Source organism: Achromobacter spanius, from assembly GCF_039673305.1.
GTDB lineage: Bacteria > Pseudomonadota > Gammaproteobacteria > Burkholderiales > Burkholderiaceae_B > Achromobacter > Achromobacter spanius_F.
In genome coordinates, this window is sequence record NZ_JBDJLJ010000002.1 from 122242 (window position 1) to 140248 (window position 18007).

Here is an 18007-nt window from a genome sequence, read left to right on the forward strand (position 1 = left end):
CTCCCCCCGAAGCTGATCCCGGTGTTCTCCGGGCCGGCGCGGTACAGGGGGGCAAGGGGTGGCCGCGGTAGCGCAAAAACGCGCAGCTTCGCGCTGATGACGGCGGTGCGGGCGTACATGTTCGCCCAGGCGGGCGTCTCTGGCGTGATCCTGTGCGGCCGGGAGTACATGAACAGCCTGGAAGATTCCTCGATGGAGGAGGTCAAGCAGGCGATCCGTTCCGTACCGTGGCTCGATGCCTATTTCGATATCGGCGAGAAGTTCATTCGGACGCGCAACCGTCGGGTGTCGTACACCTTCGCCGGCCTGCGCCACAATCTGGACAGCATCAAGTCCAAGGCGCGGATCCTGATTGCATGGATCGACGAGGCGGAGAACGTCAGCGAGATCGCGTACCAGAAGCTGCTGCCCACGGTCCGCGAGAACGATTCCGAGGTTTGGTTGACCTGGAACCCGGAGCTTGATGGAAGTCCGACGGACCTGCGATTCGTCAAGAGCCCGCCACCGAACTCCAAGCTCATCGAGCTGAACTACACGGACAACCCGTGGTTCCCAGGCGTGCTGGAGCAGGAACGCCGCAACGACCGGGAACGCCTGGACGATCAGACATATGCCTGGATCTGGGACGGCGCTTACCGCGAGAACAGCGAGGCGCAGATCCTGGCGGGCAAGTACCGAGTTGCCGAGTTCGACCCGGCCGCGGGCTGGGATGGTCCGTACTTCGGTCTGGACTGGGGCTTCAGCCAAGACCCGACGGCGGGCGTCAAGCTCTGGGTACATGACCACCGACTGTGGGTGGAGTACGAGGCCGGCAAGATCGGCCTCGAGAACGACGACATTGCGGAATACATGATCGGCCGCCTGCCTGGCATAGAGCAGCACGTGACCCGTGCGGACTCGGCCCGACCGGAGACGATCAGCCACGTCAAGAGCAAGGGCAAGGACGGGCAGCGCGCCAGTCTTCCGCGGCTGCAAGGCGTGGAGAAGTGGAAGGGCAGCGTGGAGGATGGCATTGCCCACCTGCGCTCGTACAAGGAAATCGTCATCCACCCGCGCTGTGTGCAGACCCTGCGCGAGGCGAGGCTGTACAGCTACAAGGTGGACCGCCTGACGGGCGACGTGCTCACGGACATCGTGGACGCCAACAACCATTACATGGACGCGACGCGGTATGCGCTGCAGCCCATGATCAAGCGCAAGCGCGGATTCTTCGGATGAATTTCCTTCGTACCCTGTTCGGCCGTGGCAACCTGCCCGCCGGCGGCAAATCCATGGGCGCTCCGCCGGCCCCCCGTCCGCGCTCCGGCCTGTTCTCCACCCACCCGCTGGGCGAGAAGGTGCGCCCGGCGTTCGAGTTCCCGAACTTCGAGCAGCCCCAGGGCGCGCCGAGCGTCGCATCGGACAACGGCTACATCGGCGAGCGCCCGACGCCCAAGACCGCCAGCTTCACGCCGGTCAACGAGGCGCAGCTCGGCTTCTACGCGCAGGGCAGCATCTTCATCGGCTACCAGGCCTGCGCGATGCTGGCCACGAACTGGCTGATCGACAAGGCCTGCAACATGCCGGCCCGCGACGCGGTGCGCAATGGCTACCTGCTGACTTGCGGCTCTGATGACGTTTCGGCCCGCCTGATGGCTGGCGACAAGACGTACGCGGTCAAGCGCCACCTGCGCGAGCTCGTGCACTTCGGGCGCGTGTACGGCGGACGGATCGTGCTGTTCGATGTCGAGGCGGCCAACCCCGAGGAATATTACAAAGCGCCGTTCAATCTGGACGGGGTCCAGGCGGGCACGTACCGCGGCATGTCCCAGATCGATCCGAACTGGGTGACGCCGGTGCTGACCGAGGACAACCTGAACGACCCGGCGAGCCAGAGCTACTACGAGCCGACGTTCTGGAAGATCAAGGACCGGGTCTATCACAAGTCCCATCTGCGGATCTTCGTCCCGTACCCGGTGCCGGATTATCTGAAGCCGCACTACCGCTACCTGGGCGTGAGCGTGCCCCAGCGCATGATGGAGCGAGCCTACGCGGCGGAGCGCAGCGCGAACGAAGGCCCGCAGCTGCTGATGACCAAGCGGCTGACGTCGCTGAACGTGGGCGATGCGGCCCTGACCAACCGCGACGAGCTGGAAAGGAACCTGGCGGAGTGGGTCGCCTTCAGGGACAACTACGGCGTGCGCGTGGGTGGCGCCGAGGAGACCATCCAGCAGTTCGACACCGCGCTGGGCGACGTGGACACGGTCATCATGACCCAGTACCAGTTGGCCGCGTCGGTCGCGAATGTGCCGGCGACAAAGCTGCTGGGCACGCAGCCCAAGGGCTTCAACGCCACGGGCGACTACGAGCAGTCGGTCTATCGCGAAGACCTGGAGAGCATCCAGGCCAACGACATGACGCCGCTGCTGGAGACGCATTACCGGCTGCTGGCGAAGTCCGAAAACATCGCGCTGCCGGCCGACATCGCCATCCAGTGGATGCCGGTGGACAGCCCGACCGCCAAGGAATGGGCCGAGATCGACAAGATCAAGGCGGACCGCGACGGAGTTCTGTTCAACACCGGCGCCATCGATGCGGAGGACATCCGCGACCGTCTGCGCGAAGACCGCGAGGGCGATTACCACAACCTTGAAGACGCCGAGTTCGTAGATGCCGAAGAAAATGGTCACGAAGCGGCGCCAGGCGTGGGGGCAGCAGCAGCAGGCAACCCAGTTCAAGGGCTCGGCGCTGGCGTACCCGGTCGCCGTTGAGGGTCGGTACCGCGCCAGCATGGAGTTGCTGATTGACGGCATGCTGGCCGAGTACGACGGGGCGCTGCGCCGGCTGTATCGCGGCAACCCTGAGATCACGCAGGACGAGAGCGTGACCACGCAGGCGCGTCGCATCCTGGCCGAGCTGGGGCGCAAGTGGAGCAAGGCCTTTGCCGAGAAGGCGGGCCCGCTCGCAAACCGCACGATCGGTCAGGTGGACCGGTTTTCCAAACAGAACCTGGGCGCATCGCTGCGGGACATGTCCGGCGGCCTGACCATCAAGACGTTCCAGATGCCAGCCGGCCTGTACGACAAGGTCCTGGCCAGCACGGCGGAAAACGTCGGGCTGATCAAGAGCATCCCGGCACAGTTCCAAGAGCGGATCCAGGGCATCGTCATGCGGTCGATCCAGTCGGGCGGCCAGGGCAGCGGGCAGATCTTCGACGAGATCAATAACCTGAACCAGGTCACGCGCAACCGCGCCAAGCTGATCGCGGTCGACCAGACACGCAAGATCACGTCCGCCATGAACGAGGAGCGGATGAAGGCCGCCGGCGTCAAGCAGTTCGAATGGATCCACAGCGGAGGCGGCGCCGAACCGCGATCGCTTCACAAGAAGTACGACGGCAAGATCTTCGATATGGATAACCCACCTGTGATCGAAGACCGCGGGAAGCACAAAGGTCAGGTCGGCTTCCCCGGCGAGCTGATCAACTGCCGGTGCCGCATGCGCCCGGTCATCGACTTTACCGAGTACCTCGATGAGCAAGCGACAAACTGACGTCAACGGCTACCTGCTGGTGCGCGACAACCCGATCACGAAGGTCGGCGTGTTCCCGTACCTGGGCCGGGAGATCGGGGCGCCGGATCCGGACCGGATCTACATGGTGTACCGGCCGCAGGAAGAGCTGGAAAAGCCCGAGACCATCGCCTCGGCCAACCTGGTGCCGTGGATTGACGAGCACGAGTTTCTGGGCAAGGACGGGACGCCGCCGGAGAAGAAGGGTGTGCAGGGCACAACTGGCGAGTCCGCACGGTTCGACTACCCGTACATCAGAAACAGCATCCGAGCCTACTCCGGCTTCATGCAGAACCTGATCGACCGCGGCAAGGTGGAGCTTTCGCCCAGCTACCGCTGTTGGTACGACTTTACCGAAGGCGTGTTTGATGGCAAGCAGTACCAGGTCATCCAGCGCGACATTCGCTTCAATCATCTGGCATCCGTTAAAGAGGGCAGGACGGGGCCGGACGTGGCTGTACAGGACTGCCTCACAATCACCTACGACTCAGCGGAGTTCATCAATATGGAAATCACCCCCGAAATGGAACAAGCATTCCGGGCGTTGATCGAGAAAATCTTGGCGGAAAAAGCTGCCGCTGTCTCGGACAACGACCCCAACAAGGAGGCGGTCACCGACGCGGAAGTGCCGGATCCGGCAGCCGTGACGCCGGCCGAGAAGGACGCCGTCGAAGAAACCGCGGCGGCCGCCGAGCAGGCGACCAGCGCGGTCGAATCGGCCACGGCTGCGATCGAAGAAGTTACGGCCGCCCTCGAGGAAGTTCAGGCCGCCGCCGAAGAAGTGAAGGCAGCCCCCACGGCCGACAGCCGCAAGGCCCTGGACGCCGCCCTGGCCAAGCTGGGCGCCGCCAAGAACAAGATCGCCGAGCGCGCCGCGGACGCCCAGGTCATGGGTATGATCGGCACGCTGCGCACCGAGATCAAGGCCAATGACGCCGCCGCGGTGATCAAGCAGATCGCCGACCGCGACGCTCTGGTCAAGCGCGTGACGCCGTTCATCGGCGCCTTCGACAGCGCGCTGCTGGTCTCGGCCGACCACGTCGCCAAGTACGCCGTCAAGAAGCTGGGCCTGAAGGCGCAGGACGGCGCCGAGCTCGCGGTGCTGCAAGGCTACCTGCAGGCCGCCAAATCCGACGCCGAGAAGATCGTCGGCGATTCCAAAACCGTGCGCGCCGAAGACACGGCCGCCAAAGTCTGGGGCGAAAAGCAATGATCCCGAACACCGCACGAACCTACCTGCTGTCCGGCATCCCGGGCAACATCAGCCATGACGGCCCGACTCGCGCCGCCTCGGCCATCATCGACTCGGCCGACGAGACCGAAAACGTCTTCGGTCGCGCGTTCACCTACAAGGCCGGCACCGACACGGTCGAAGTGGGCGGCACGGGCGCCTTCGCGGGCATCCTGATCAACCCCAAGGCCTATGCGATCGACGTGACCTATGCCCGCAACGGCACGGTCGGCGAGTTCCTCACCATGGGCGAGGTGAACGTTCAGCTGGGCAATGACGGCAACATCGGTTTGCCTCTGTCCTTCGACCCGGCCACCGGCATCATCTCCTCGGGCGAGACCGGCACCGTCATCCCCGGCGCGCACATCGCCCGCCACGAACCCAGCGTCGAGACCCCGCGTCTGGCGGTGATCGCCCTCAACGGTCTGGTGGTCCTGCCCACCCCGGCCGAAGCGCCCTGATCAAAGGAATAAACCATGGCAAAAACTCAATCCAAGGTGCACATGCACATGAGCGGCCGCCTGGCCCTCTCGCGCGGCGCCGTCAAGCTGGGCAGCGATGCCAAGATCGGCTTCGAAGACCTGGAGAACCTGGGCGTCGGCGTGCGCGCGATGGACTCGGCCCTGACCGGCCCGGCCGTCACGAATGGCGCGATGCTGTCGCACATGCTCCAGACTTGGCTGCCCGGCACGTTGCGCGTCGTCACCCAGGTGCGCAACATTGACGAGATCGCGGGCATCACCACCGTCGGTCGCTGGGAAGACGATTCGATCAACCTGCGCGTCGCTGAGCCTGCCGCCAAGGCCGAGCTGTACGGCGACACGACCAACATCCCGCTGGCCGACTACCGCCAGTCCATCGAATCGCGCGGCGTCGTGCGCTTCGAACAGGGCTTCCAGGTGGGCAAGCTGGAAGACGCCCGCCAGGCCGCCATCGGCTACCAGGCGGCGGACGAAAAGCGCCGCGCCGCGACGGAGTCGCTGGACATCAGCCGCAACCAGGTGGGTTTCTACGGCTTCAACCAGCCCGAAACCAACATCTATGGCTTGCTGAATGACCCCAGCCTGCCTGCGTACCTGACGACGGGCACCCCGTGGGCAACGGCCACCTTCGATCAGCTCGTCACTGAGTTCAACCGGCTTTACAGCCAAATCGAAACTCAGATGGGCGGACAGGTGAAGGATTCGGCGAAATTCGTCCTGGTGTTGCCGAACGGCTATCGGTCGATCTTCAGCGTATACAGCTCTGCGGCGTCGGGCATGACTTTCCGCAAATGGCTGCAAGATGAATTCCCGAACCTCCGTGTAGTCACCTCGCCCGAATTCAAGGATGCCAACGGTGGCCTGGACGTGGCGTATCTGTTCGTGGAAAACGCTGCGGAGCAAGACGATTCCGACATCGAAGCGGCCAGTCTGGCCCAGCCGGTTCCGGTCCGCTACCAAGTCCTTGGCAGTGAAAACCGAATCAAGGGCTACATCGAGGACGCCATCAACGCCACGGCTGGCATCTTCATCCTGCGGCCCTGGGCGTTCGCGCGCATGACCATAAGCGCTTCCTGATCGTCGCGCAGTGGCCAAAGGGCCGGGGAAACCCGGCCTTTTTCATTTCTGGAGTCGAAATGTCTCGCATCTATATCTACAGCACGCTCAGCAACGACCAGCGCTACCAGCTCAAGAACGGCAAGTCGGTTCTGGTCACGGGCAAGGCCAACGTGGCCAACAAGCAACTGGTGACGCCCAAGGGCATGGTTACCGGCGTCTCCGAGGACGAGTTCAACCTGCTGCAGGAAAACATCGTGTTCAAGGCGCATTCGAAGAACGGCTTCGTGTCGGCTAGCCACGACAAGCAGGACGCGGAAACGTTCGCGGCTCGCAACCTACAAGCCGCCGATAAGTCGGCCCAGGATACCCCGGAAACGGCGAAGAAGCGCAACCCCGCCGGCGCCAAGGTCAAAGACGCCGAGGCCTGACATGGACTTCCCGCTGGCGAAGTTCCGGATTCTGTTCCCCATGTTCAGCGCCGTCCCGGATGACATCGTGCAGGCCGTGGCGGAATGGGCGCAGTGCTACACCAGCGGGCGCGGCTGTCAGTGCAACGAGCAGCTGTGGATGCTGATCACGGCTCACCTGCTGCAACTGCGGCTGAATGCCGAGTCGGGCAATGGCGGCGCGCCGGGCGCGCTGGCTTCGGCCACCATCGACAAGGTGAGCGTGTCGTTTCAGGCGCCGCCCGCGACCGATTCCTGGTCGCACTGGCTGAACCTGACGCCCTACGGGCAGCAGTTCCTGGCGCTGTCCAAGAGCTGCGCGGCTGGCGGGGTGTACGTGGGCGGCCTGCCCGAGCGCGCGGCGTTTCGCAACGTGGGCGGCCTGTCCATTCGCGGGGGAAGGTTCCGATGAAGGTGGTGCGCAAGGGCGGCACGGAGAAGCTGCAGGCGACGTTGAAAGACGTCGGCGGCAAGCAAATCCGGGTCGGGTTCTTTCCGGAGGCCAAGTATCCGGACGGCACGCCCGTCGCTTACGTGGCGGCCATCCAGGAATACGGCTATCCGCAGGGGAACATCCCGGCGCGCCCCTTCATGCGCCCCACGGCAGAGCAGAAGAAGGCCGAGTGGGGCCGGCAGATCGCCGGGGCAGTGCGCGGCGCCATCGACGGCAGGGTCGACATCGGCCATGCCTTCGAGGCGCTGGGCGCGCGGTCAGCCGGCGACATCGCCCGGACCATCTCGCTGCTGACGACGCCGCCCCTGAAGAAGACGACGCTGGAAGCCCGTCAGGCCAGGAAGAAAACGCCGGGGGTGTCCAAGAAGCCCCTGGTCGATACCGGCCAGATGATCCAGTCCGTCAGCCACGTCGTGGAGGATAGATCGTGATTCCAGGAATCAACCTGTTGGGCCTGGCTGCCGGCGTGATTGCGCAGCAGTCGCCGGTATGGCTCAAATTCAAGGGGCGAACCGAGAATGCGCGCGGGCAGTGGGTCAACGAGTACGAGTTGCCGCAGCCGATCCAGGGTTCCTGGCAGCCGGTGGGCGAATCGACGATCCGCGACTTGGGACTGGATACCGCCAAGCGCTACTTCAACCTGTACACGTCCCACCCGGTGGAGAACGTGCAGCGCGGCGCGGCGCCGGACCAGCTGATCTACGGCGGACGCCGGCATGACGTGGTGGGCGGTGCTGACTGGTACACGCAGGACGGCTGGCGCGGCATCCTGTGCGTTGACGTGGGGCCAGCATGAAGCAGAAGCAACTCGAGGCCACCGTACGCGGCGCGCTGCTGGCGTTGCTGCCGGAGCAGGGGGTAACGCTGCCCGTCCTCGCGGCGTTCCAGCCCACGAAGCAGGGCCGCGTCGACGACGGCATCTATTTCTTCCCTGTAGGCCGGGGCAAGCGTGGCTGGCAGGCGCGCAAGTACCGCGATGACGGCGCCGCGCTCACGGCGACGGAATCACAGATCAACGAGTCGATGTATCAGTTTCAGGCGTTCGTCGAGGATGACCTGAACGCGCCGGAGCAGTTGCTTGCCTCCGACGTCCTGTCGGTGGTGCGCGGGCTGCTGCAGTCCATGAAATTCACGCAGGCCATGACGGCGGCCGGCATCGGCGTGCAGCGCGCGACGGACATCGTCACGCCAGCATTCGTGAACGACCGAGACAACTTCGACTTCAACCCGAACTTCACCGTCATATTCACCCACCAACGCAACATCACCCAGGCCACGGCACACATCCAACAGGTTGCGCCGGGCATCCATCGCATTTGAGGAAAAGACATGTCCATCAAGATGACTCGCTACGTCCGGATCATCAGTGCGGTGATCGGCGCCAATGCCGTCGCCCAGCAGCAACTGACCGGCCGGCGCTTCACCACTGATCCGCGCGTGCCTGTCGGCCAGATCGTCTCTGTGCGCCCGGGCGGCGCCGACGACTACTTCGGCTCGGACTCGCCCGAGGCGGCCTTCGCCGGCCAGTACTTCTCGTACGTCAGCCCGGCGCCCGCCTCGCAGGCGCCCGAGTTGCAGTTCGCGGCCTATCCTGACGTCGCCCGCCCAGGCCGCGTGTACGGCTACCGGATCTCGGCCAGCTTGGCGGATTTCCAAGCCGTCACGGCTGGCGCGATGAACATCAAGGTCGGCGAGTTCTCCTACGCGCTCACCGGCGTGAACCTGTCGGCGGCGACCAGCCTGACCAACGTGGCCCAGCTTGTGACGACTGCGATCGCCACCGCGGCCACCGCGCAGACCGGCACCGCCGCGACCGTCACCTATGACGCCATCGCCGGTTCTTTCACGGTCGAGTCTGCCGCGACGGGCCCCGGTGCCATTGTGGTATCGCCGGCCACTGGCAGCGATATCGGCGCGATGCTGGCGCTGCAGGGCGCCCAGGCGATCGGTTCCCCCGGCTCGGCCGCCATGACGCCCCTGGAGGCCTTCCGGGCGGCGGAGAACGTGACCGATTCGTTCGGCTCGGCGTCGTTTGGCGTTGCGGTGGACTTGGAAGACGCGATCCCCCTCGCGGAGTACGTCTCGGGCGAGAACGTGAAGTACCAGATGTACTGGTCGGTCGATTCGGTGACGGCCGATACCTGGAACGCGGCCATGATCGGCACGGCGTCCAACGCCCTGATCCTCAACAGCACGGCCGACGAGTACAAGGAAGCCCTGCCGATGGCGGTGATGGCGGCCACGGACTACGACCGTACCAACGCCACCATCAACTACATGTATCGGCAGTCCGGTGTGACGCTCACGTCCGACGTGACGGACGACCAGATGGCCGATTTTTACGACGCGCGCCGGGTCAACTATTACGGCCAGACCGCCAGTGCCGGCCAGAAGATCTCGTTCTTCCAGCGCGGCTACCTGATGGGCGGCGCGACGGCGCCCCTGGACATGTCGGTGCACGCCAACGAGCAATGGCTCAAGGCGTACATGACGGCCCAGCTGATGAGCCTGCTGCTCACCACGAACAAGATCCCGGCCAACAACGATGGCCGAGGCATGGTCATGGCGATCGTCCAGGGCGGCGTCAACAAGGCGCTGAACAACGGCACGATCCTGATCGGCAAGACCCTGACCGAGCTGCAGAAGGTCGCGGTGACTCAGCTGACCAACGATCCGCTGGCCTGGCACGACGTACAGGACAACGGCTACTGGTTCAACGTCAGCATCGAGCAGGAAACGGGCGAGTCGGGAGTGACCGAGTTCACGGCCAAGTACACGCTGGTCTATTCGAAGGGCGACATGGTCCGCAAGGTCGACGGCTCGCACAACCTGGTCTGACCGGGCAGGACAACATTTTGGGCGGCCTGCGGGCCGTCTTTCATTTGAGGATCAGACATGTTCGATATTTCCGCTATCGGCGTTGCGATTCGCTGCGTGGCCAGCGAGTCATTCCCGTCCGGATTCACGATCACCGAGTTCGCGGACGACGCGGATCCGTTCGACTTGCCGGCGATCGACATTGCGACTGCCGCCATGACGGTCAACGGCGACCTGGTGACGTTCAGCGCACCCACGCCCATCACCATCACCATCAACGTTATCCCGGGTAGCGAGGCCGACAACAACCTCGCCGTCATCTTCGAAGCAAACCGCGCCGCAAAGAACAAGCGGCACGCTCGCGACGTGATCACCTTGGTGGGGACGTACCCGGACGACACCAGCCTGACGCTGAGCGAAGGCAAGATGACCAACGGCATGCCCGGCAACTCGCCGGCGTCGGCCGGCCGCATCAAGTCGAAGTCCTATACCTTCGCCTTCCAGAACCTCTCCCGCACCCGCGCGTAAGGGCAACCATGGCAGACCTGATCAAACCCCGCGTCGTCATGGTGAAGAACCGTGACGGCGTGGAAAAGGCATTCACGATTTCCCGCCTGCCGGCCACGGTGGCGCGGGAGGTGATCGCCAAGTATCCGCTGTCCAACATCCCCAAGCTGGGCGACTACCAGACCTCGGAAGAGGTCATGAAGAAGCTCATGGGCTATGTGGCCGTGGATCTGGACGGACGCGAGCAGCGGCTGACCACCGCGGCCCTGATCGACAACCACGTCGACGATGGCATCCAGCTCATGAAGCTGGAGATCGAGATGATCGAGGAGAACACCGGTTTTTTCGGACTCGGCGGGCAACGCGGTTTCCTCGATTGCCTGCTGGAAAAGTGTCTCCACTCGATTATGCCAATGCTGACCCCTTTATTGGATCAATTGTCAGCTCCGGCCTCGCCCGACTCGTCGAGCTCAAAACTGAAATAGACCTAGAGGAGGCGATGGACCTCTGGGAAATCGCCACGACCAACAAGGTCAACGAGATCCGCGCGATGGAAGCGGAAAAGAGGAAGTGACATGGCCTTGCTGGATGCTCTGACCTACATCATCGACGCGGACAACTCCAAGCTGAACAAGGAGATCGACAAGTCCGAGAAGAAGACCGACGAGTTCGGTAAGTCGATGCTGACGGCGGAGGGGCGCGCCGGGCTGATGGAGCAGAAGATCAAGGGCGCCTTCACCCGGATCGGCGCCGCCATCCTGGCCACGGTCGCAGCGTCCAAGGCCCTGGAGACGTTCAACAACCACGTCCAGACGGTCGAGCAGATCCGCAACACCAGCGACGCGCTCGGTGTGGCGATCGAGGACGTCGACGCGTTCGGCAAGGCCATTGAGCGCATGGGCGGAGATGCCCAAGGCGCCCGGGACTCATTGACGGATATGGCCGAATCCATCGGCGAGGCCCTGCAGGACATGGATTCTGGACGCGCGAAGGCTTTCAAGGGGCTGGGGATCAGCCTCAAAGACGCCCAGGGAAACGCGAAGAACGCCGTGCAGGGCATGCTGGAGCTGGCTGGTGCGGTTGAGGGCATGGGGCGCGAGCAGGCCGTGTTCAAGATCAAGGAACTCGGCATCACGGACAACCGAACGGTTGAGCTGCTGCTGAAGGGACGTCAGGAAGTGGAGCGCATGCTGCGCGTGCAGAAGGAGCAGGGCGTTGTAACCAAGGAGTCCGCCGAGCGGGTCCGCGTTTACTCCGAGGGGCTGGCCAAGCTGAAGCAAAGCGCGGGCGTGGCCACGAGCGGGATCGTGGACTGGATTCTCCCGGCCATCACCTGGTTCATCCAGAAGCTGGATTCAGTGGTGTCGTGGATGAACCGGCACGACACCTTCGTCAAGGGCTTCTTCATTGGGCTGGCGACGATCCTGACGGCCATGTTCCTGCCCGCGGTGATTTCGGCCACCGCGGCGGTGTGGGCCCTGATCGCTCCGTTCCTGGCGGTCGCGGCTCCGATCGCTGCCGTCGTGGCGCTGTTCGCGCTGCTGTACGACGACGTGATGAACTTCCTTGACGGGAACGATTCGCTGATCGGGCAAATCTCGGAGAAATACCCAATCGTCGGGGAAACCGTCAAGGCGATGGCCGAGGCGGTGAAGGCCGCGTTCGAATGGGTGACGGCGGCGCTGGCCGGCGCCTACGAATCCGTCAAGTCGTTTGCGTCCGGTGCGGTCAATTCGTTCGCCACGATGGGGAAGTCCATCGGTGCCATCTTCCAGGGTGTTGTGGGGGTGGTGAAGAGCGCCTGGTCCTACATCAGCGGCGTGTTCGATAGCGTCTCGTCGGTGATCGCGAAAATCGGCAAGTGGCTAGGCTTCGGTGGCGGCGACGACATCCAGGTGACAGCCTCCACAGTCTCGAAAGGCGTGTCCGATGCGGAGTCCAAGGCGGCCGAGAACATGAAGGCGGCGCAGTCTCAGCTTGATCAGGCCGCCGCAAACCCCATGAACTCGGTTACGTCGAACGCCATTTCGAACGCCAGCAACACGCACACGGAGACCAACGTCCAGGTTGGCCAGGTCACAGTCCAAACCCAGGCGACTGACGCCCAGGGCATCAGCCAGTCGATCGGTGGCGGCCTGAAGGACGAGCTCAAGAACCTGCAGGCTGATTCTGCCAGTGGAGTGAAACGGTAATGCAGCTATCAGACAGCCTATCGACGTCCACGCAGCAACAGGTGGCGATCCTCGATTCTGAGAGCTTCGAGATCTTATTCGCCTCCGCCGAGCCTATGCGGGTTGCGGTGAGGGAGGCAAAGCGAGCCACCAAGTTCGCGGTCGAGGACGGCACGGAGAGGTCCGACCATGTCGTGCGCGAGCTGACGGAAATCCAGATCGATTTCTTGCTGGCCGACGACACGCGAAACCAGTTCGAATCTCTGCGCCAGGCCTTCGACAAGAACAAGCTGCTGACGGTCCAGACGAAGGTCAAGTCCTACGAGAGCATGCTGATCGTAGACATGCCGCATGACGAGACGCCAGAGCTGGGCATGGCCATCAACGTGCCGGTGCGGCTGCAGGAGTGGCTTGAGGTTAAGCCAGAGTTCGGCGAGCTGCCGCCGGCGAAGGTGGAAAACAAGAGCCAGTCCAGCACGGTGAAGCGCGGCCAGCAGACATCGGAGGAATCCGGCGCTGGCACCGAGCGGAAGGGCAGCGTCTTGAGCGGGGTGTTCAAGTGAGAGACATCACCTTGTTGGCGGTGCCGAACCAGACGTTTTCCGCCACGATCAACGGCGTCTTGTGGGAGCTGACCATCAAGGTCGCGCGCGGCATGATGCTGGCTGACGTCCGGCGCGATGGCGTGGATCTCGTCCTGGGCCAGCGGATCATCGCTGAATATCCCATCCTGCCGTACCGGCACCTGAGCCATCAGGGCAACTTCGCCATCCTGACCCGGGATGGCGAACTGCCATGGTGGGAAGAGTTCGGGCGGTCACAGTCACTGATCTACCTGGAACCGGCGGAGGTCGGCATCAATGATTGACCTACGCGCCATACGGATCGGAATCGAAGTGTCCGGCCGGATGAACTACTACAGCGCCGCGGATGGCATGCGGATCAAGGCCAGCGGCACCAAGTACGCCAACGCCACGCAGAACGAATGCAGCGTGACCATCTCGAACCTGCGGCGCGAGACGCGTGACTTCCTGCTGACCGAGACGAGTCCGTTCAACAAGAATCGGACGCCGAAGCGGTTGGTCGTGGAGGTCGGGCGCGTCTCCACTGGCTTGTTTAAGGTCTACACGGGCGACATCATCAGCGCGGAGCCGAGCAGCCCGCCGGACGTCGATATCGTCCTGAAATCCAAGACTGGAAACGCGGCCAACGGCCTGGTGGTGTCCAAGAGCGCGCAGGCGACGTCGAGACTGTCGGCGATCGCCGCGGCTGTGGCCACGGACATTGGCGCCACGCTCGTCTTCCAGGCGCTGGACAAGCTGATCGGGAACTACACCTACACCGGTGGCGCGCTGGGCCAAGTCAACCGGCTGGCCGAGGCCGGCGGGGTGCGAGCGTTTGTTGACGACACCCGGCTGATCGTGCAGGACTTCGACAAGGCTGTCAGCGGTCGAGTCAAGATCCTGAATATGAACAGCGGCATGGTGGGCATCCCGAAGGCCAACGAGAAGGGCGTGGAGGTGACCTACCTGATCGACGGCGAGTCGGTCCTGGGCGGCACGCTGCGCCTGGAGAGCAAGTTCAATCGGTCGCTGAACGGCGACTACAAGATCGATCAACTGAAGTTCGACGTGGCCAGCCACGAAGATCCCTTTTTCTACCAAGCGACATGCAGCCGACTGTAGCTCCCGATATCGACGGCGCCGACGATGGAAGCCTGCCGGGCGTCCTGAAGTCCTGGATCCGGTCGTTCATTCGCGAGAATCTGGACGATATGCTGCCGGCGCAGGTTGTCTCCTATGACGACGCCTCGAACCGGGCCGTGATCAAGCCGCTCATCATGGTCGGCACGACGGATGGGCAGAAGATTTCCCGCGGCAGCATCCCGAACATTCCGGTGTTCCGCTTCGGCGGCGGGGGATTCTTCATGCGGTTCCCCATCAAGCCCGGCGACTTCGGTTGGCTCAAGGCGAACGACCGAGACGTGTCCCTGATGTTCCAGCGCGGGGGCCGGGAAGATTGGCCGAACACTGAGCGCCTGCACTCGTTTTCGGACGCGATGTTCTTTCCTGACACGATCAAGGATTGGGCGATCGACGGCGATAACGCCGATGCGCTCGTCCTGCAATCCATGGATGGCTCGGTCTGCATCTCGTTGCACGCCGGCGAGGTGCGCATCAAGGCGCCCAAGGCGAAAGTCGAGATCCCCGAGACGGAATGGGTCGGGAACATCGAGTTCAAAGGCAACGTGACCACCAGCGGCGGGAATGTGGCGATGTCAGGCGGCACGCTGACACACGACGGCAAGAACATTGGCAGCACGCACACGCATAGCGGCGTGCAGACCGGTAGTGGCAACTCGGGAGGCCCGAATTGATCTCGTTCCAGACCGACGACGACAACGATTTCGTGACGCTGCCCAATGGCAACCTAGCGATGGTGACGGATCAAGACGCCGTGGCCCAGGAAGCCAAGCACTTCGCCGCGACGGCGCGCGCGGAGATGATCCACGCCTACGACGAGGGCATCCCGTTCCTTCGCGAAGCGTTCAGCAAGCAGCCGAACCTGGCGCAGTTCGAAGCGTCTTTGCGCCGGAGGCTTCTGGGCACGCCGGACGTCACGGGCATCGTCAGCCTGACCACCCAAATCGAAGGCGAGACGCTGAAGTACACGGCGACGCTCCAAACCACATACGGCACGGTAACGATCAATGGCTGATTACAGTTTCATCGCGAACCGCGGCGTCATCGTCGTGGACACGGCCACGACTCGGGCCCAGGTGGAAGCAGAGTTCCGGGCGGTGTTCGGCGCGGATATGCCGACGGACCCGGCGACGCCCCAGGGCATGCTGATCACCCGCATCACTGAGGAGCGGGACGCGATCGCCCGGAACAACGCCGAGCTCGCCAACCAGATCAATCCGAACTTGGCCGGAGGCGTCTTCCTGGACTCCCTTGTAGGCCTGACCGGTGGCCGGCGTCGCAGTAGCGTGAGGTCGCTGATCGTCGGCGCGCTGCTCGGTGGCATCCCCGGCACGAACGTGCCCGCCGGCTCGATCGCCGAGACCGCGCAAGGCGAGCAGTTCGAACTGGTCACGACGGTGGTGCTGGATTCGGCCGGCGCCGCCTCGGGCAACCTGCGCGCGCTGCAGGACGGCGAAATAGTCGTGCCGCCTGGCGGCCTGAACACCGTCGCGTCGAGCGTCCTGGGGTGGGAGACGATCACCAACCCTGTCGCGGCGATTCCGGGCCAGGTGGAGGAGAACGACGTCCTCTTGCGGCGCCGGCGCGCGCAGACGCTGGCGCTACAGACGACGTCGATCAATGAGGCCATCGTGTCACGCCTTTACAGCATCGAGGCCGTGCGCTCCTGCTACTACCTGGAGAACTATGCCGACGTGGACCAGGTCATCGACGGCATCCCTATGCGCAAGCACAGCATCTGGGCATGCGTGGAGGGCGGCACGGACGAGGAGGTCGCCCAAGCGCTCTTCGAGACCAAGACTGTCGGCGGAGGGTACAACGGCGCGGTGGTGGTTCAGGTTCCTGACCCGGTGAACGGTCGACTGTACGAGGTCAAGTTTGACCGACCCGAGGAAATCGCCCTGTTGATCCGGGTGACGGTGCGGGCCAGCGCGCTGGACGTGCAGCAGCTGATTCCAGACCTGGTCATGAATTACGTCAACGGGGACATCGAGGGCGACGTCAGCTTTGTTGTGGGCAGTGACGTGTCGACGTTCGAAATCGCCAGCGCCATCAATCAGCAAGAGCCGACCATTTTCGTGAAGAAGGTGGAACTGTCGGTGGTCGGCTCGGGCACCTGGTCGGCCGACACGATGGAGATTGCGCCCAACGAGATCGCGCGCACGCAGCGCAGCTCAATCCAGGTGGTGATTGCATGAGCGGAACCCAGCAATTCGACTTCTCGGTCGACCTGATGCGGTCCATCCTCTGGCAGTACGAGGGCGCGCCGCGCGCCGTCGCGCTGGCTCGAAATGATCAGACTTGGATCGACGATCATCAATCGGAGTTCTGGCGCAACTGGCACCGCGACGTATTCGACCTGGACACAGCTAACGAATTTGGGCTTTCAGTCTGGGCACGCATCCTCGGGGTCTCCCTGGAGATCGGCGCGCCGCGGCGCGTGGAAGGCGTATTCGGGTTCGGCGTCAACAACGCCAACTTTGAGAACGGGAATTTTGGCCGAGCCAGCGACGGGCAGGTCGGCCTGGATATCGAATCAGCTCGCAAGCTCCTGAAGCTGCGGTGGTTCCAGATAACCATGCGGCCTACGGCTCCCAACATCAACCGAGCCCTGGAAAGCGTGTTCGGGCCCGGATCGGCGTTCGTGTTCGACAACTACGACATGACGACGACCACGATCATGTTCTCGAGCACGCCCGACTATCGGCTGCGCCGGCTGCTGGAAAACACGGACATTCTTCCCCGCCCGTCGACAGTCGGTCTCAGGTGGGCCGTGCAGGTGCGGCCGTCGTGGGGCTTCGGCCCAGCCCATCTCAATTTTGAAAACGGAAACTTCGGAGCGTAAATGGCTACCAGGATCTATAAGACGCCGTTCGCGGCTACGGGCGACAAAGAAGCGTTGGCGACGGCCGACCAACCAGACGGCAAGGTGTCGCTACAAGCTGGCTGGACGCCCGATTACGAGCTTCCCAACGACAACGCGAACTATCGGCCGGTCGGTCGCGCCGAGATGAACGGCGTGTTCAACGAGCTGACAGCGGCGCTTGGCGAAATGCAGCTGACCGGCTTCGCGAAGTGGCAGACCATCGATGGAGGCTGGCCGCTGGGTGCGCAGGTTTCTCACAACGCTCTGACGTATCGGTCCACAGGGGATGCAAATACGACCGAGCCTGGAACGGTCGGGGCGGCGTGGGTTCCCATGGGGTCTGGCATTGCGACGACTGCTCAAGCGCAGGCTATGACAGACGATGCCACGCTCCTCACGCCAAAGACGCTGGACGACGCCTTTATGGGCGCAAACCAAGCTATTGGCCCGGCCAACTTCTTCCAACGATATCCGGGTGGATTGCTAGTGCAAGGGGGCAATCTCACCGCTTCGACGGCCGACTTCCTCGTTACATTTCCCATCGCCTTTGCGGCCCCCCCGACATCGGTAGTTGCCACCGTCGCAGGGAACCCCGGAACTTTGATCGGTGCGTTGGTGGACCTGTCGACGACTACCAATTTCGCCGCACGAGTCCGCAACGCATCAGGAGGGGTGGGAAACCAGGCGATTGACTGGGTTGCGTACGGGCGTTGGAAATAAGG

Annotated in this window: 23 protein-coding genes; all 23 read left to right on the forward strand. The window is 63.4% G+C overall.

What is annotated here, in order from left to right; genetic code table 11:
- Positions 1-21 precede the first annotated feature (21 nt).
- The 23 genes from ABE485_RS02725 to ABE485_RS02835 all read left to right on the forward strand — a co-directional run bounded on the left by ABE485_RS02725 (position 22) and on the right by ABE485_RS02835 (position 18005).
- Positions 22-1218, forward strand: a complete 1197-nt coding sequence (locus tag ABE485_RS02725; protein WP_346513651.1) for a PBSX family phage terminase large subunit — start codon at positions 22-24, stop codon at positions 1216-1218.
- Entirely contained in the window at positions 1215-2750 is a 1536-nt protein-coding gene (locus ABE485_RS02730) for a phage portal protein (RefSeq protein ID WP_346513247.1), read from the forward strand. The genes ABE485_RS02725 and ABE485_RS02730 overlap by 4 nt, the downstream gene beginning before the upstream one ends.
- Complete coding sequence (locus ABE485_RS02735) at positions 2650-3531, forward strand: minor capsid protein (protein ID WP_346513248.1); 882 nt, start codon at positions 2650-2652, stop codon at positions 3529-3531. Before ABE485_RS02730 ends, ABE485_RS02735 begins: the two co-directional genes overlap by 101 nt.
- A 19-nt stretch (positions 3532-3550) precedes the next feature.
- On the forward strand, positions 3551-4762 hold the full coding sequence (locus ABE485_RS02740; protein WP_346513250.1) for a DUF2213 domain-containing protein: 1212 nt from the start codon (positions 3551-3553) through the stop codon (positions 4760-4762).
- A complete protein-coding gene (locus ABE485_RS02745) occupies positions 4759-5241 on the forward strand; it encodes a structural cement protein Gp24 (RefSeq protein WP_346513251.1) in 483 nt (160 codons plus the stop codon). Before ABE485_RS02740 ends, ABE485_RS02745 begins: the two co-directional genes overlap by 4 nt.
- A 15-nt stretch (positions 5242-5256) precedes the next feature.
- The gene (locus ABE485_RS02750; RefSeq protein ID WP_346513253.1) at positions 5257-6339 is read left to right on the forward strand and encodes a major capsid family protein; all 1083 of its coding nucleotides are present in this window, start codon (positions 5257-5259) and stop codon (positions 6337-6339) included.
- Between the two features lie 59 nt (positions 6340-6398).
- Positions 6399-6749 carry a hypothetical protein gene (locus ABE485_RS02755; RefSeq protein WP_346513255.1) on the forward strand — a complete coding sequence of 117 codons (351 nt, stop codon included), beginning with the start codon at positions 6399-6401 and terminating at the stop codon, positions 6747-6749.
- 1 nt (position 6750) lies between these two features.
- Positions 6751-7179, forward strand: coding sequence for a DUF4054 domain-containing protein (locus ABE485_RS02760; protein ID WP_346513257.1), 429 nt, complete (start codon positions 6751-6753; stop codon positions 7177-7179).
- Positions 7176-7652, forward strand: coding sequence for a hypothetical protein (locus ABE485_RS02765; RefSeq protein ID WP_346513259.1), 477 nt, complete (start codon positions 7176-7178; stop codon positions 7650-7652). Before ABE485_RS02760 ends, ABE485_RS02765 begins: the two co-directional genes overlap by 4 nt.
- Positions 7649-8017, forward strand: coding sequence for a phage collar protein (locus ABE485_RS02770; RefSeq protein WP_346513261.1), 369 nt, complete (start codon positions 7649-7651; stop codon positions 8015-8017). The genes ABE485_RS02765 and ABE485_RS02770 overlap by 4 nt, the downstream gene beginning before the upstream one ends.
- Positions 8014-8541, forward strand: a complete 528-nt coding sequence (locus ABE485_RS02775) for a phage gateway protein (protein WP_346513263.1) — start codon at positions 8014-8016, stop codon at positions 8539-8541. Before ABE485_RS02770 ends, ABE485_RS02775 begins: the two co-directional genes overlap by 4 nt.
- A gap of 9 nt (positions 8542-8550) precedes the next feature.
- Positions 8551-10059 (forward strand): DUF3383 domain-containing protein, encoded by a 1509-nt coding sequence (locus tag ABE485_RS02780; RefSeq protein ID WP_346513265.1) that lies wholly within the window; start codon positions 8551-8553, stop codon positions 10057-10059.
- A 57-nt stretch (positions 10060-10116) separates the two neighbouring features.
- A complete protein-coding gene (locus ABE485_RS02785; protein ID WP_346513267.1) occupies positions 10117-10566 on the forward strand; it encodes a phage tail fiber protein in 450 nt (149 codons plus the stop codon).
- A gap of 8 nt (positions 10567-10574) precedes the next feature.
- Entirely contained in the window at positions 10575-11030 is a 456-nt protein-coding gene (locus ABE485_RS02790) for a hypothetical protein (RefSeq protein WP_346513269.1), read from the forward strand.
- A 90-nt stretch (positions 11031-11120) separates the two neighbouring features.
- Positions 11121-12737, forward strand: coding sequence for a phage tail tape measure protein (locus ABE485_RS02795; RefSeq protein ID WP_346513271.1), 1617 nt, complete (start codon positions 11121-11123; stop codon positions 12735-12737).
- Positions 12737-13279: a phage baseplate protein gene (locus tag ABE485_RS02800; RefSeq protein WP_346513273.1), complete on the forward strand. Its 543-nt coding sequence runs from the start codon at positions 12737-12739 to the stop codon at positions 13277-13279. The genes ABE485_RS02795 and ABE485_RS02800 overlap by 1 nt, the downstream gene beginning before the upstream one ends.
- The gene (locus ABE485_RS02805) at positions 13276-13584 is read left to right on the forward strand and encodes a hypothetical protein (RefSeq protein WP_346513274.1); all 309 of its coding nucleotides are present in this window, start codon (positions 13276-13278) and stop codon (positions 13582-13584) included. The genes ABE485_RS02800 and ABE485_RS02805 overlap by 4 nt, the downstream gene beginning before the upstream one ends.
- Positions 13577-14401 (forward strand): baseplate hub protein, encoded by an 825-nt coding sequence (locus ABE485_RS02810; protein ID WP_346513276.1) that lies wholly within the window; start codon positions 13577-13579, stop codon positions 14399-14401. Before ABE485_RS02805 ends, ABE485_RS02810 begins: the two co-directional genes overlap by 8 nt.
- Entirely contained in the window at positions 14386-15093 is a 708-nt protein-coding gene (locus ABE485_RS02815; protein WP_346513278.1) for a Gp138 family membrane-puncturing spike protein, read from the forward strand. The genes ABE485_RS02810 and ABE485_RS02815 overlap by 16 nt, the downstream gene beginning before the upstream one ends.
- A complete protein-coding gene (locus ABE485_RS02820) occupies positions 15090-15434 on the forward strand; it encodes a hypothetical protein (RefSeq protein WP_346513280.1) in 345 nt (114 codons plus the stop codon). Before ABE485_RS02815 ends, ABE485_RS02820 begins: the two co-directional genes overlap by 4 nt.
- Positions 15427-16617 (forward strand): baseplate J/gp47 family protein, encoded by a 1191-nt coding sequence (locus ABE485_RS02825; protein WP_346513282.1) that lies wholly within the window; start codon positions 15427-15429, stop codon positions 16615-16617. The genes ABE485_RS02820 and ABE485_RS02825 overlap by 8 nt, the downstream gene beginning before the upstream one ends.
- Complete coding sequence (locus ABE485_RS02830; protein ID WP_346513284.1) at positions 16614-17264, forward strand: DUF2612 domain-containing protein; 651 nt, start codon at positions 16614-16616, stop codon at positions 17262-17264. Before ABE485_RS02825 ends, ABE485_RS02830 begins: the two co-directional genes overlap by 4 nt.
- Entirely contained in the window at positions 17265-18005 is a 741-nt protein-coding gene (locus ABE485_RS02835; RefSeq protein ID WP_346513286.1) for a gp53-like domain-containing protein, read from the forward strand. It abuts the gene before it with no gap.
- The last annotated feature ends 2 nt before the right edge of the window (positions 18006-18007 follow it).